This is a genomic window from Thiobacillus thiophilus, assembly GCF_055378705.1.
Window position 1 is genome coordinate 309,769 of the sequence record NZ_AP042404.1, and the last position, 14,454, is coordinate 324,222.

General features: G+C 62.7%; 11 protein-coding genes. 9 read left to right on the plus strand and 2 right to left on the minus strand.

The window, feature by feature from the left end; translation table 11 throughout:
• The first annotated feature begins 184 nt into the window (after nucleotides 1-184).
• The 7 genes from ACZ41T_RS01510 (at nucleotide 185) to ACZ41T_RS01540 (ending at nucleotide 7,575) form a co-directional block, all read left to right on the plus strand.
• Nucleotides 185-415 (plus strand): transposase, encoded by a 231-nt coding sequence (locus ACZ41T_RS01510; RefSeq protein WP_464922721.1) that lies wholly within the window; start codon nucleotides 185-187, stop codon nucleotides 413-415.
• Between the two features lie 31 nt (nucleotides 416-446).
• Nucleotides 447-773 carry a hypothetical protein gene (locus ACZ41T_RS01515; RefSeq protein WP_464922722.1) on the plus strand — a complete coding sequence of 109 codons (327 nt, stop codon included), beginning with the start codon at nucleotides 447-449 and terminating at the stop codon, nucleotides 771-773.
• A gap of 97 nt (nucleotides 774-870) precedes the next feature.
• Nucleotides 871-1,914 carry a secretion protein HlyD gene (gene hlyD, locus ACZ41T_RS01520; RefSeq protein ID WP_464922723.1) on the plus strand — a complete coding sequence of 348 codons (1,044 nt, stop codon included), beginning with the start codon at nucleotides 871-873 and terminating at the stop codon, nucleotides 1,912-1,914.
• Nucleotide 1,915: 1 nt separating this feature from the next.
• Nucleotides 1,916-3,706 (plus strand): ATP-binding cassette domain-containing protein, encoded by a 1,791-nt coding sequence (locus ACZ41T_RS01525; protein WP_464922724.1) that lies wholly within the window; start codon nucleotides 1,916-1,918, stop codon nucleotides 3,704-3,706.
• Nucleotides 3,703-4,893: an ABC transporter permease gene (locus tag ACZ41T_RS01530; protein WP_464922725.1), complete on the plus strand. Its 1,191-nt coding sequence runs from the start codon at nucleotides 3,703-3,705 to the stop codon at nucleotides 4,891-4,893. The genes ACZ41T_RS01525 and ACZ41T_RS01530 overlap by 4 nt, the downstream gene beginning before the upstream one ends.
• 3 nt (nucleotides 4,894-4,896) lie before the next feature.
• Nucleotides 4,897-6,021, plus strand: a complete 1,125-nt coding sequence (locus ACZ41T_RS01535) for an ABC transporter permease (protein ID WP_464922726.1) — start codon at nucleotides 4,897-4,899, stop codon at nucleotides 6,019-6,021.
• A 30-nt stretch (nucleotides 6,022-6,051) separates the two neighbouring features.
• The gene (locus ACZ41T_RS01540) at nucleotides 6,052-7,575 is read left to right on the plus strand and encodes an efflux transporter outer membrane subunit (RefSeq protein ID WP_464922727.1); all 1,524 of its coding nucleotides are present in this window, start codon (nucleotides 6,052-6,054) and stop codon (nucleotides 7,573-7,575) included.
• Between the two features lie 235 nt (nucleotides 7,576-7,810).
• On the opposite strand, the gene pdxK is transcribed toward ACZ41T_RS01540, so the two are convergent.
• Together pdxK and ACZ41T_RS01550 are read right to left on the minus strand one after the other, a co-directional pair.
• A complete protein-coding gene (gene pdxK / locus ACZ41T_RS01545) occupies nucleotides 7,811-8,767 on the minus strand; it encodes a pyridoxine/pyridoxal/pyridoxamine kinase (protein WP_464922728.1) in 957 nt (318 codons plus the stop codon).
• Nucleotides 8,768-8,828: 61 nt separating this feature from the next.
• Entirely contained in the window at nucleotides 8,829-9,641 is an 813-nt protein-coding gene (locus tag ACZ41T_RS01550) for a YggS family pyridoxal phosphate-dependent enzyme (RefSeq protein ID WP_464922729.1), read from the minus strand.
• Nucleotides 9,642-9,914: 273 nt separating this feature from the next.
• Here ACZ41T_RS01550 and parE point away from each other — a divergent pair, with 273 nt between their 5' ends.
• Both parE and parC read left to right on the plus strand, forming a co-directional pair.
• Nucleotides 9,915-11,879: a DNA topoisomerase IV subunit B gene (parE, locus tag ACZ41T_RS01555; RefSeq protein WP_464922730.1), complete on the plus strand. Its 1,965-nt coding sequence runs from the start codon at nucleotides 9,915-9,917 to the stop codon at nucleotides 11,877-11,879.
• On the plus strand, nucleotides 11,876-14,257 hold the full coding sequence (parC, locus tag ACZ41T_RS01560; protein ID WP_464922731.1) for a DNA topoisomerase IV subunit A: 2,382 nt from the start codon (nucleotides 11,876-11,878) through the stop codon (nucleotides 14,255-14,257). The genes parE and parC overlap by 4 nt, the downstream gene beginning before the upstream one ends.
• Nucleotides 14,258-14,454: the final 197 nt, after the last annotated feature.

A 14,454-nucleotide genomic window follows, 5' to 3' on the forward strand; every position in this document is an offset into this window, starting at 1 on the left:
CCTCTCCTGATTTAAAAGTTGCCGATTGGTATAACTATAAAAGTGGAAACTCCGGGCATGATGCTGGGCTGGAAGATGCCTGGCGAGAAGGCGTTTTTGATGGTCAAGAAATCGGCACGGCGCCACCCACAATCCGGCATTCAAGGCGCGCGTAGCGCTGGCAGCCCTTCGCGAAGACAAGACGATGGCTGAGCTGTGCAAGGAGTTCGAGTTGCACCCGAACCAAATCGCCGAATGGAAGAAGAAATTGCTTGAACGTGCCACCGACGTCTTCGGCGCGGGCACGGAACCCATCGAACCGGTCGATCTGGTTCCGCTGCACGCCAAGATCGGCCAGCTGGTGCTGGAGAACGATTTTTTAGAATGCGCGCTTACCAAAGCGGGATTGCTGAGCGCAAAGCCAGATCGACCGTGACCATATCCTCACCGTCACCCGTCAGGCCGAGTTGCTGGGCATCGGCCGGGGGGGCGGGTGTACCTACCTGTCCAAGCTCGTCTCCGAAGCCGACCTGGCGCTGATGCGCCGGATCGACGAGCTGCATCTGGAACACCCATTCATGGGCAGCACGGATGCTGCGTCGCCAGTTGTGGCAAGTCGCATCGCCACGCTCATGAAGAAGATGGGCATCGAAGTCCGCCAGGATGCAGCGTCCGCTAAACGCGATGCCGACTACAAAGTGGCAATCGAAAAGTGCGGCAATTTTTCCGGCGACGCGAAAGATCAATGTGTCGAGCACATGCTAAAGTGCAGTACGGTAAATAAACTGCAGTGATTCTGGCCCTCCGCCCGGCCGCTCACCCAACCTGGCATGTCGACCACGATCGCTTGCCGATCAGGATCGAACCACCGCCTTGAACGGAAACCCACTGATGAAGACTCCAAGCCCCCCCACAGGCAAGACTCGCTGGATCGTGCTCGCTATCGCCACCATCGCCGCCATGGTCGCCGGTGGCTTGTTCGTCTTTTGGCTAATGCACGACAGGGGCAATGACAATGTGTTGCGTTTGTATGGAAACGTGGATATCCGCGAGGTAGAGCTGGCCTTCCGCCAGCCCGGCCGCATGACGGATATGGCTGCCGATGAAGGCGATGCCGTTACCGCCGGCACGGTGATCGCTCAACTCGACGCCGTACCTTATCGCGAGAAACTTGCCGCAGCGCAGGCCGAATTGAACGCAGCGCAGGCCGAACTGGACAAACTGCGCAACGGCAACCGACCACAGGAAATTGCACGGGCACAAGAACATGTGCGTCAGGCGCAAGCAACCTCCCGCGAGGCCGAGCGCAACTTCGCACGCCAGAGCACCCTGCTCGAATCGGGCGCCAGCAGCCAACGCACCGTCGACGCCGCACGTGCCGCGCGTGACCGGGCCGCAGCCGATCTGGCATCCGCCGAGGCAGCACTGTCGCTGGCCAAGGACGGATTCCGCAGCGAGGACGTCGCCGCCGGCAAGGCGCGGGTAGCCGCGGCTGCGGCGGCCCTGGCACAGGCGCACACTGCACTGGCCGACACCGAACTTGTGGCGCCCAGCGACGGCACCGTGATCGCGCGGGTTCGTGAACCAGGCAGCATGGTGGCGAGCAGCACGGCCGTGTACACCCTGAGTCTGCGCGATCCGGTCTATGTGCGCGCCTATGTCAGCGAGCCGGGCTTGGGCCGCATCGCGCCAGGGGCGTCGGTGCGCGTGCTCACCGACTCTTCCGACAAGGTCTATCACGGCCAGATCGGCTTCATCTCGCCGCGCGCGGAGTTCACCCCGAAGACGGTGGAGACCACCGACTTGCGCACCGACCTGGTCTACCGGCTGCGCGTGGTGGTTGCCGATGCTGACGAGGGTCTGCGCCAGGGCATGCCGGTAACGGTCGATGTCGACACCGCCCGCACTGCTGACAAAAACGCGTCAGGGCGTTGAAATGAGTGCGCACACCGCCAGCGATACCACGGGCGAGCGCGGCAAGGACACCCCTGCGGTCGTCATCGACAGCGTCGCCAAGCACTTCGATGAGGTCCACGCCCTGCGCGGCTTCAGCGCCGAGATTCGCTACGGGCGCCTCACCGGCCTGGTCGGCCCCGATGGTGCCGGCAAGACCACCTTGATGCGCATCATGACCGGTCTGTTGGTGCCCAATGGCGGTAGCGTCACGCTGGCCGGTCTGGATGTCGTCAAGGACAACGACGCGATCCACATCGTCAGCGGCTACATGCCACAGCGCTTCGGCCTTTACGAGGACCTTTCGGTGATGGAGAACATGCGCCTGTACGCGCAGCTGCGCGGCATGGACGCCGATCAGCACTCCGACACCTTCAAAAGCCTGCTCGATTTCACCAAGTTGGGCCCATTCACCAAACGCCTCGCGGGAAAGCTCTCCGGCGGTATGAAGCAGAAGTTGGGACTGGCGTGCGCGCTGATGGCGAAACCCGAAGTGCTGTTGCTGGACGAGCCCAGCGTCGGCGTCGATCCGGTCAGCCGTCAGGATCTGTGGCGCATGGTGCAGGAACTCACCGACGATGGCATGGCCGTGGTCTGGTCCACGGCCTACCTCGACGAGGCTGAGCGCTGCGAGAGTGTGCTGCTGCTCAACGAAGGCAAACTCGAGTTCGACGGCCCGCCGCAGGAGCTCACCGATCGCATCAAGGAGCGCAGCTTTCGCCTGACCGGAGTCAGCGACGAGCGCCGCGCCGTGTTGTCGCGGGCACTGAATCTTGGCAGCGTCGGCGACGGCGTGATCCAGGGCGACGCCGTGCGCGTGGTATTGCGCGCGGATGCCGGACGCGAAGAAATTGATGCATTGGCCAACGAGGTCGGTGCGAAAGTCGAACCCGTACAACCGCGCTTCGAGGACGCCTTCATCGATCTGCTCGGCGGCGGCCCCGGTGGCACTTCTGCCCTGGCCGACCGCATGGATGAGGTCAAACTCGATTCGGACATCGCGGTGTCCTGCAAGGATCTGACCAAACGCTTCGGTGATTTCACTGCCACCGACAGCGTCAGCTTTGAGGTCCGCAGGGGCGAGATCTTCGGACTGCTCGGGCCCAATGGCGCCGGCAAGTCCACCACCTTCAAGATGCTCTGTGGACTGCTGAAACCGACCGCAGGCGAGGCGCACGTGGTCGGACTCGATCTGCGCCGCGCCACCGGAGCGGCCAAGAGCCAACTTGGCTACATGGCGCAGAAGTTCTCCCTGTACGGCTTGCTGACGGTGAAGCAGAACCTGGAATTCTCCGCCGGCGTCTACGGGCTGGAAGGCGCGGCTAGGCGTGAGCGCATCGACGAGATGATCGAGACTTTCGATCTGAAGCAATACCTCACCACCTCGCCGGACGCGCTGCCGTTGGGCTTCAAGCAGCGCCTGGCCCTGGCGTGTTCGTTGATGCACCGTCCGCCGGTGCTGTTTCTCGACGAACCGACCTCCGGCGTCGATCCGATCACCCGACGCGAGTTCTGGACCCACATCAACGGCCTGGCGCGCAAGGGCGTGACGGTGATGGTCACCACCCATTTCATGGACGAGGCTGAGTATTGCGACCGCGTGGCACTGATGTACCGCGCGAAGCTGATCGACCTCGACACACCTGACGCGCTCAAGCGCGCTTCCAGGAGCGACAAGCATCCCGATCCGACGATGGAAGACGCCTTCATCCATCTGGTCGAATCGGCCGATCTCGAAGACGAGGCGCGCGAAAACGCCAAGGCGGCGGCATGAACGTTGAAACCACCGATATTGACGCAGGTGCAGCGCCACGCGGGCAAGCCAACCGCGAGCAGGCCAGCCGCAAATTCGACTGGCGTCGTCTGATGGCGCTGGTGCGCAAGGAAAGCCTGCAGGCGATCCGCGACCCGTCCACCATCCTGATCGCCTTCGTGATGCCCGTGGTGCTGCTGTTCCTGTTCGCCTATGCAGTGTCGCTGGACGTGCGCGAGGTGCGCATCGGCGTGGTACTGGAATCCGATGCCGCCTCGGCGCAGTCGCTGGCTGCCGGATTTGCCGGCACCCGCTACCTGAAAGTCACGCCGGCGCGCGACCGCCGCGAGGTCGCCGATCAGGTGGTATCCGGCAAGCTGCGCGGTTTCGTGGTGATTCCACAGGATTTCGAACGGAGGCTAGCGTCTTCCGTACCACAACCACTGGTACAGGTGATCACCGACGGCTCGCAGCCGAACACGGCCAATTTTGTCGCCAATTACGCACAGGGTGTGGTGCAGACTTGGGGAGCAGGCCGCCGTGCCAGCACGCCGCCAGCGGCCATCCAACTGGAGCCACGCTACTGGTTCAACGCCGAACTCGAAAGCCGTCGTGCGCTGGTGCCCGGCGCCATCGCGATCGTGATGACCATCATCGGCACCATGCTCACCGCGCTGGTGGTCGCGCGCGAGTGGGAGCGCGGAACGATGGAGGCCATCATGTCGACCCCGGCTTCGGTGGCGGAGATCCTGATCGGCAAATTGCTGCCGTATTTCATCCTTGGTATGCTCGCCACACTGGCTTCCGCGGCGCTCGCGATCTTCGTATTCGATGTGCCGTTGCGCGGTTCGCTGCTGGCGCTGCTGACCCTGTCGGCCGTATTCCTGATTCCCGCGCTCGGCCAGGGATTGCTGATCTCGGCGGTCACCAAGAACCAGTTCCTCGCCTCGCAGATCGCGCTGTTCTCCGGCTTCCTGCCGTCCTTCCTGCTCTCGGGTTTCCTGTTCGAGATCGACGCCATGCCAGCGGCCATCCAGGCCATTACCTACGCGATACCCGCGCGCTACTTCGTGGCCTCGTTGCAGACGGTATTCCTGGCCGGCGACGTCTGGGCGGTGTTCCTGCCGAATCTGGCGGCTATGGCGGCGATCGGCGTGTTCTTCTTCGTGATCGCCAAGTACAAGACACGCAAGAATCTGGAGTTCTGAACGATGCGCCGCCTGTTCAATACATTCTTCAATGGCCGCCTCCGTGCCCAGGTGGTCAAGGAGTTTCTCAGCATCCTGCGCGATCCCCGCAGCCGTATTATCGTGTTCGTGCCGCCGCTGATGCAGTTGCTGATCTTCACCTTCGCCACCACGCTGGAGGTACGCAACGCCAACATCGCCGTCTACAACCAGGATGCCGGCCATTGGTCGTATGAAATGGAGGCCCGTGTCGGCGTCGCCGACTTCGTCAACAAGGTGTACACGGTGCACAACCGTGACGAGTTGCAGACGCTGATCGATGAGCGCAAGGTCATTGCCGCGCTCGACATGGGACCGGACTTTTCGCGCGACATTGCCGCAGGAGGCACCGGCACCATGCAGGTCATCGTCGACGGCCGGCGCAGCAATGCCGGCCAGATCACGGTCGGCTATCTCAATGCCATCGCGGCGGAGGTTGGCACCGATGCCAGGAAGGAGCCGCAGCGCGCTTCCCCGGTTGTCGTCCGCAACTGGTTCAATCCCAATCTGATCTACCGCTGGTTCGTGGTGCCGGCCCTGTCGGGCATTCTGGTCTTCTTCAGCGCGCTGATGATCACGGCACTGTCGATTGCGCGTGAACGCGAGCTGGGTACGTTCGACCAGTTGCTGGTCTCGCCAACCACCACGCCGGAAATCATCGTCGCCAAAACCGTACCTGCGCTTGCCATCGGCGCCGTCCTGGGGTTGCTGATGATCGCCGCGGCGGCGTTCCTGTTTGGTATTCCCTTTACCGGCTCGTTCTGGCTGCTGCTGCCGAGCCTGCTGTTGTTCATCCTGTCGGTGGTGGGCATTGGCCTGATGATTTCCTCGGTCTCCGCGACGCAGCAACAGGCCATCATGGGGGCCTTCGCGATCGGCGTACCGGCGGTGCTGATGTCAGGCTTCGCCACGCCGGTGGAAAACATGCCCCTGGTGCTGCAGTGGATGGCACAGGGAATTCCGCTCACCCACTTCCTGATCATCGTCGAAGGCACGTTCCTCAAGGCGATGCCGGTTTCGGACATTATCGCCAATACCTGGCCGCTGGTGGTGATCGCACTGGTGACGCTGACGGCTGCGACGCTGCTGGTCCGCAGTCGTCTGCAGTGACGGATCCCGACGATTGATAAAGGAATTACCATGAAACGTTCACCGAATCTCCGGCCTCACGCAGCGGGCACAGCAATCACCGCGCTGAGCGCGCTGTTGCTCGGCGCCTGCGCCGTCGGTCCCGACTACCGCAATCCACCGCCGGTGGACACGGGCAGCGGCTGGACACAACCGACCGAGGACGCGCGGGCGTCGGTCGTCCTGGCGACCTGGTGGAGGTCGCTGAATGATCCCATCCTGGACCGGTTGGTGGATGTCGCGCTGGCCGGCAACCCCGACCTGCGCCAGGCGCAGGCGCGCATCCGCGAGGCGCGCGCGCTGCGCGACCGTGCCGCGGGCGATTACGCACCAGTCGTCGATGCCAGTGGCAGCGTGACCCGACGCCGGCAGAGTGAGAACGGGCCGTTGCCGATCAATTCCATTCCCGGGCTCGAACGCGACCAGACGATCTACGATGCCGGTTTCGACGCCAGTTGGGAAATCGATCTGTTCGGCAGAACCCGACGTGCGGTGGAAAGCGCCGAGGCCAGTATGCAGGCGGCACAGGCTGATGCGCAGGCCATGCGCATCAGCGTTACCGCCGAGGTCGCGCGCAGCTACCTCACCCTCCGCGGCGCCCAACGCGAGCTGGCCGCGCGTGAGGCCTCAGTGCAGACCCTGCAGCAGACGTTGGATCTGGTACGCAAGCGCCTCGATGCAGGCGATGCCGCGCAGGCCGATGTTGACACCGCGCAGGCGCGCCTCGCGGCTGCCGACGCCGACGTGCCCGGTATTCGCGCGCGACTGCGTGCGGCCGTACTAGGTCTTGGCGTACTGCTTGGTGCGCCGCCGGAACGCGAGCTGGCGCTGGTGGACACCAGCGCAGCGGAGATCACGCTGACCCCGATACCCGTGGGCGAGCGCGCCGACATACTGCGCCGCCGACCCGATGTGCGTGCTGCCGAGCGTAGCCTGGCCGCCCGCACCGCCGATATCGGTGTGGCCACAGCAGAGCTGTTTCCGAAGTTGTCGATCGGTGCCGGCGGCGGCTTCGAGTCGCTGGATGCAGGCAGCCTGTTCAATTCCGCCAGCCAGAATTTTTCGATCATGCCGCTGATCTCCTGGCGCGTGTTCGACGGTGGTCGCGTGCGCGCGGAAATCCATGCCAGCGAAGCACGTCAGGAGCAGGCCGCGCTGGCCTATGAAAAGGCCGTGCTGGCGGCGCTGGGTGATGCGGAGCGTGCACTGAGCGACTACCAATTGGGCCTGGACGCGGTGCAGCGCCAGCGTGTGTCGTGGGAGGCCGCGCGCAGCAGCTACGCCCACGCGCAAACGCGCTACAAGGCTGGTGATATCTCGCTTACCGACCTGCTCACCGAGGAGCGCGTCCTGCGCGATGCCGAAGATGCCTACGTGCGCACTCACACCGACACCGCGATCAATCTGGTCTCGTTGTTCAAGGCACTGGGTGGGGGCTGGGACGCCCCCGCCTCTGCGCCGGATGCGCGCGCAGGTGAGCAACAACCCTCAACACAGCACCTTTCAGCACAACGCAATGGGCATACCGGTCTGTGACGGGGTGGAACAGCAGCTTCTGCAACGCCGGACGGCTCAGATTGCAAACCTACTCTTCGGTTGGCGGTTTGTCAGGTCGGCCGCATACCCTTGCAAGTGGGATATTGAGTACATCCCCAAAACGCATTTCCAGAATTGGCACCGCGCCTGGCTGTGTGAACCGCCCCGGATTTTGTGGAGGCTCCATCTTCTCAAGAGTTGGAGCCTCCACAAAATCCGGGGCGGTTCAGTCCTGTTACTTCCGCTTGGTAGACCCGCATATCAGCGCTTCCCAGCCTGATATGCGGGGCGACCCGGTTGGCTCGAACACGAGTTCGCGGACCGAAATCTTGTCTTCGTCATGGATGCCCGGCCGGATAGGCAACAGCAGTTCGGCGCACTGCGCCTGCTCGGTTTGGCGAAGCGCCCATATCACCTGTTGACAGGCCTTCGCGACGGCATCCGGCAAAGACGCGCCGGTGAGCCAATACCCGGTCAAGGCGGCGCTGAACAGGTCGCCGGTTCCCTTGGGGGTGGCGTCTATGCGCGGATGCGTGATGACCTGGGCGTGCGTGTGGGTGACAAGAACGACCTGCATCTCGTCAACCGCCCAGGTATCGGGGGCCGCGCTGGTCACGGCGATCCATTCGGTGTGACCTGTCAACAGGGTTTGAGCTGCGGCGACGACGCTTTCGAGATCGTTCACCGGCCGCCCTGTCAGGTGCGCCAGTTCAAAACCGTTCGGTGCCAAACCATGGGCCAGTGGCAACAAGTGCTGGCGGTAGGCATCAGCCATACCGGCATCGACATAGATGCCGTGGTCGTGGTCGCCCATCACGGGATCAACGATAACGCGCAGATCAGCGTGTCGGGCCAACAGCAGCCTGGCCCAGCGGGCCAGTACCACGGCTTGCGCCGGACTGCCCAGATATCCGACCAGAATGGCCTTTAGGTTTCGCAGCGCGCCGCGCGCAGACAAATCCTCCAAATAGCCGCTGAACCATTCGATGGGCAAAGCGCCCCCGTGGATCGTCGGGTAGTGCGGCGTGTTGCTGAACACGACGGTCGGCACGGCGGCCACCGACAGGCCCAGTGCTTCCAGCGTCGGGAACGCAACGTTGTTACCCACCCGGCCATAAACCACTTGTGATTGCACCGAGACCACATCAAGCAGCAGCGGTTGTCGTACTGTGCCTGGCGTTATCTCTGTCATGACGTCTCCCTTGGCGGGTCAGTCTCGATACCGGGCAGGCGTTGGATGGCGACAGCGGTCTTCATGATTTTGGCTCCTCGGTGTCGCCCGTGGGCCAATAGTAGCTGTCTGGCAAGGCTCGCGCGCCGAAGATGGCCTGGCCCACGCGCACCACGGTGGCGCCCTCCTCGATGGCGATCTCGAAGTCGCCGGACATGCCCATGGATAATTCATCCAGGCCGATACCCGCGGGCGCGCTCTGTCTCAATTGATCGCGTAAATCTCGCAGTAATATGAAACACCGGCGCACCCGCTCGGCCTCGCTGGAGAATAGCGCCAGCGTCATCAGCCCGCGCACGCGCAGCGCTGAAAACGCCGGCAATTTTTCGATGAAGTCCGGCACATCCTCGGGAGCCAGCCCGTACTTGCTGGCCTCGCCCGAGGTATTCACCTGCACGAACACGTCCAGAGAACGGCCCTCGATCTGCAAATGGCGATCCAGCGCCTCGGCCACGCGCAGGCTGTCCAGCGCCTGGAACTCGGCGGCAAAGTGCGCCACCAGCTTGGCCTTGTTGGTCTGCAGGTGACCGATGACCGACCAGCGCAGATCTTCCAGGTCCTGCATGGCCTGCCATTTGCGGTGCGCCTCCTGCACCTTGTTCTCACCCAGCAAGCGGCAGCCCGCCGCGTAGGCAAGGCGGATACTGGCTTCGGGCTTTGTTTTGCTGACCGGCAGCAGGCGCACGCTGGCGGGGTCACGCTCGACGCGATGACAGGCGGCGGCTATGCGCGCCTGCACGGCGCCCAGGTTGTGCCGGAAATCCTCCACGCTGGCGGCCTGGGGATAATTGCCGTGTTGGTCATGCCTCGTCGGTGTATCGGGTAGGGGCTGCATCAGTTGGGCACTTCCTTTTCAATTGCTGCAAAGCTCGCTGTCACATCCACTACTGAGTGACCTGCTTGACCACTTCAACCTTGGATTCTTCCGTATAACGCTTGCTCGTCATACCACTTCCGTCAAGGAAACACTGATTTATTCACGATTCGTCATTCCGGTGAAGGCCGGAATGACGAATTAATCGGCGTGTCCTTAAGCCAAATTTATAGGCTCAAAGGTGTCTAGTAAACTAGGGGGCGATTCACTTTTGATTCATGAGACAAGCAAAGAATGGCTAAGGATTACAACGCAGACTCGATCCAGGTTCTCAAAGGACTTGAGCCTGTCAGGGCGCGCCCCGGCATGTACACCCGGACCGACAGTCCGCTTCATGTCATCCAGGAGGTGATCGATAACTCGGCAGACGAAGCATTAGCGGGGCATGCCACCCGGATCGATGTTCGCTTGTGTGTGGATGGCTCTGTCAGGGTCAGCGATGATGGACGCGGCATTCCTGTAGACCTCCATCCTCAAGAAAAAGAGCCCACGGTCGTGGTGGTGCTGACCCGTCTGCACGCCGGGGGCAAGTTCGATAAAACCTCCGGCGAAGGGGCTTACGCTTTTTCCGGTGGTCTGCACGGTGTGGGCGTCTCGGTGACCAATGCCCTCGCCACCCGTCTAAGCGTGACTGTGAAACGAGACGGCCAGATCAACGAAGTCGTGTTTGCGGATGGAGGAAAGGTCAGCAAGAAGCTCGCTGTCATCGGCAAGTGCGCCAAGAAAGAGACGGGCACCACAATTCATGTCTGGCCCGACCCGGCCTTTTTCGATTCCCCCAAAATCCCCGAGCGTGAACTCGCGCGTCTGCTGCGCGCCAAGGCGGTGCTGCTGCCTGGCGTGACCTTCCGGCTGGAGATCGAACGTGACAACGCGGTGGATGAGCAAGTCTATTGCTACCGCGGCGGGCTGGTCGACTACCTGTCCGAACAGGTCCCCCCTGACGAAGCCTTGGTTCCTGTCTTCGCTGGCGAGGCCTACGCGGACGGGTCCGATGGGTTTGCCAAGGGCGAAGGCGCGGCCTGGGCGCTGACCTGGGCGGAGCCCGGCAGCTTCTCTGAATCCTACGTCAACCTCATTCCGACCCTGCAGGGCGGGACCCATGAGGCCGGTTTGCGCGCCGGCGTCTTCGATGCGGTGAAGTCATTTGCAGAACATCACGCCCTCCTTCCGCGCGGCGTGCAGCTGCGCCAGGAAGATGTCTCGGGGCGCATGTCCTTCGTGCTCTCCGCACGACTGCTTGACCCCCAGTTCCAGGGGCAGGTTAAGGAAAAACTCAACTCACGTGAAGCGGTGAAGCTCGTATCGACAAGGATCCGCGATCCCTTCGAAGTCTGGCTCAATGGTCACGTGGAGTATGGCAAAGCCATCGCCGAGATGGCGGCCAAGGCCGCAGCGACCCGTCTCAAATCCGCCCAGAAAACCGAAAAGCGGAAAACTTCCGGAGTCGCTGTCCTGCCCGGCAAGCTTTCGGACGCCGCAACGGACGATCCGGTTATTCGTGAAATATTCCTCGTCGAGGGGGATTCCGCCGGCGGCAGCGCAAAGCAGGCACGGGACCGCGAAACCCAGGCCATCCTGCCTTTGCGCGGCAAGGTGATGAATTCATGGGAAACCGACCCCAACGCGCTCTACGCCAACAAGGAAATCCACGACATCGCGGTCGCGCTCGGGGTGGAGCGGCATAAGCTGGGCGACCATCCGGACCTCACCGGCCTGCGTTACCACAAGGTGGTGATCATGACCGATGCCGACGTCGACGGCGCGCACATTTCCACCCTGCTGCTGACCCTCTTCTTCCGTCACTTCCCGAAGCTGGTCGAGTTGGGGCACATCCATGTGGCGCAGCCGCCTCTTTACCGGGTGGACGCGCCGGCCAAGGGCAAGAAACCGGCTCGACGCCAATACGCGCTGGATGACGGTGAGTTGACGGCCATCAAGGACCGTCTCCTGCTGGACGGGTTCAAACCTGAGGCCATCGAGGTTGGTCGCTTCAAGGGCCTGGGCGAGATGAACCCGTCCCAGCTTCGTGAAACTGCCATGGACCCGGCCACCCGGCGCGTCCTGCCCGTGCTCGCCACAGCCGACGAAATGCACGAGGCGCTGAAGCTGTTCGACATGCTGATGGGCAAGAGCGCAGCCGGCGATCGGCGCGACTGGATGGAAGCGAAGGGCAGTCTGGTGGAGGCTGACGTATGAGCAAGGCGGTTGAAACCCACACCCTGGACCTCTTCGGCAACCCGGCTGAAACGCCTTCCCCATCCACGCCCCCTCCTCCGCCGTCTTCCGGTGACGGCGGTTTGAGTGGTGATGATGGGCTTCCGCTGGGCATTTATGCTGAGCGCTGCTACCTGGCCTACGCGATGAGCGTGGTGAAGGGCCGTGCGCTGCCTTACGTCGAGGACGGCATGAAGCCCGTTCAACGCCGCATCCTCTACTCCATGCGCGAGATGGGTCTGACGTCCAGTACCAAGCACGTCAAGTCTGCCCGTGTGGTGGGCGACGTGATCGGCAAGCTCCATCCTCACGGCGACCAGTCCGTCTATGACGCCATGGTCCGCATGGCCCAGGGCTTCACCCTGCGCTATCCACTGATCGACGGCCAGGGCAACTTCGGGTCGCGCGATGGCGACGGCGCGGCCGCGATGCGCTACACGGAAAGCCGCCTCACACCCGTCGCCGAACTGCTGCTGTCGGAAATCGACATGGGGACGGTGGACTTCGTGCCCAACTACGACGGCGCCTTCAGGGAACCCGCCCTGCTTCCGGCCCGGCTGCCCATGCTGCTGGCCAACGGGGCGTCCGGCATCGCCGTCGGCATGGCCACCGAGATTCCCTCCCACAACCTGCGCGAACTCGGTTCCGCAGCCATCGCCGTCCTGAAAAAACCCGAGATCAGCCTCGACAGCATGCTGACTCATGTGCCCGGCCCCGATTTTCCCGGCGGCGGGCAGATCATCACCGCAGCCGCAGATCTGCGCGCGGTCTATGAATCGGGTCGAGGCAGTGTGCGCGTGCGTGCGCAATGGACGGTCGAGCAGCTTGCCCGCGGCCAGTGGCGCATCGTGGTCACCGAACTGCCGCCTGGCGTGTCCACGGCCCAGGTGTTGACCCAGATCGAGGCGCTGGCCAACCCGCAACCCAAGACCGGCAAGAAGGAACTGTCGCCGGAACAGAAGAACCTCAAGCAGGCGATCCTCGCGCTCGTCGACAGCACCCGCGACGAATCCGACGAGAAAAATCCGGTTCGCCTGGTCCTGGAACCCAGCTCACGGAACCATGATCCCGAACCCTTCATGCGTTTCTTCCTGGCCCAGACCAGTCTGGAAACCAATGTGCCGGTCAACCTGACGGTGATCGGCCGCGATGGTCGGCCTGGACAAAAGGGGCTGGTGGCGTTGATCGCCGAATGGGCGGGCTTCCGGGTCGACACCGTACGCCGTCGAAGCCAGCATCGGCTCGAAGTGGTGAACCGGCGCGTCCACATTCTGGAAGGACGGCTGACCGTCCTCCTCAACATCGACGAGGTGATCCGGGTCATTCGTGAGTCGGACGATCCAAAAACTGATTTGATTGCCGCTTTTGACCTCTCCGAAGTGCAGGCCGACGACATCCTGGACATTCGCCTGCGTCAGCTGGCCCGGCTTGAATCCATCAAGATCGAAAAGGAATTGAAGGAATTGTTGAGCGAGCGCGACGAACTCAACCGCATCCTGGGCGACGGCAAGGCCCTGACGACGCTCATCATCGACGAGATCCGCGCGGACATGAAGAAACACGGCGACGACCGCCGCACCCGCATCGAGGCCGCGCAGTCGGTTACCGCCTCAACGACGAGCGAAGCGTCCATCGTGGACGAACCGGTGACCGTCATCGTTTCACTGAATGGCTGGCTTCGCACCCGGCAAGGCCTGGGTGTCGACCGGGCATCCATCCAGTACAAGGCGGGCGATGGCGAAATGGCGGCCATCGAAACCCGCACGGTGAATCCGCTCATCCTCATGGACAGCAGCGGCCGCACGTATACGCTTCGCATCGCCGACTTGCCCTCCGGTCGTGGCGATGGGGTGCCGTTCACCAGCCTGGTTGATTTGGCCAAGGGCGCGAAGCTGATTCATGCGCTTTCGGCGCCACCAGAATCCCGCTGGCTGGTATCAACCACATTGGGCTACGGATTCATTGCCAGGTGTGCCGACATGGTGTCCCGGCAACGCGCTGGCAAAGCGTTCATGGCGGTCGAGGACGGCCATATCCCCCTGCCCCCAGCCCCCACAACGGGCGACTGGGTTGCGGTTGCGGCAAGCAACGGCAAGGCCCTGGTGTTCCCCATCGAAGAAGTCAAGGAAGGCACGGGCGGCAAGGGCGTGCAGCTGATCAAGCTCGACGCGGGTGAAAAGATGATGGCGCTGACCGTATTCGACGGCCAGACCCTGATGGTGGAAGGCGCCGGCAAGGGCAAACGCAGCGGCAGGCTGAAACTTTCGGGTGAGAACCTGGAGCGCTACCGGATCCACCGAGCGAAGAAAGGCTGCCCCCTCGAAAAAGGGATAGTGGCGAGCAGGCTCTGGACAGATTGATCCTGCCTGTCCTATCTCTTATTGGTGCCATCGAGCAGCGCCGACAAGCCCCTCTCGGCCACTCGATACGTCTCCAAAAGGCGCCCTTGGCGCGGGGCGGCGGCCGTCCGCACATAAGCCCCCCGTGTTACTGGCAACTATTCAGCGATTAAATCGCAGATCAAGTATGCCCAACGTCTTTTATCGGCCGGAGGAGT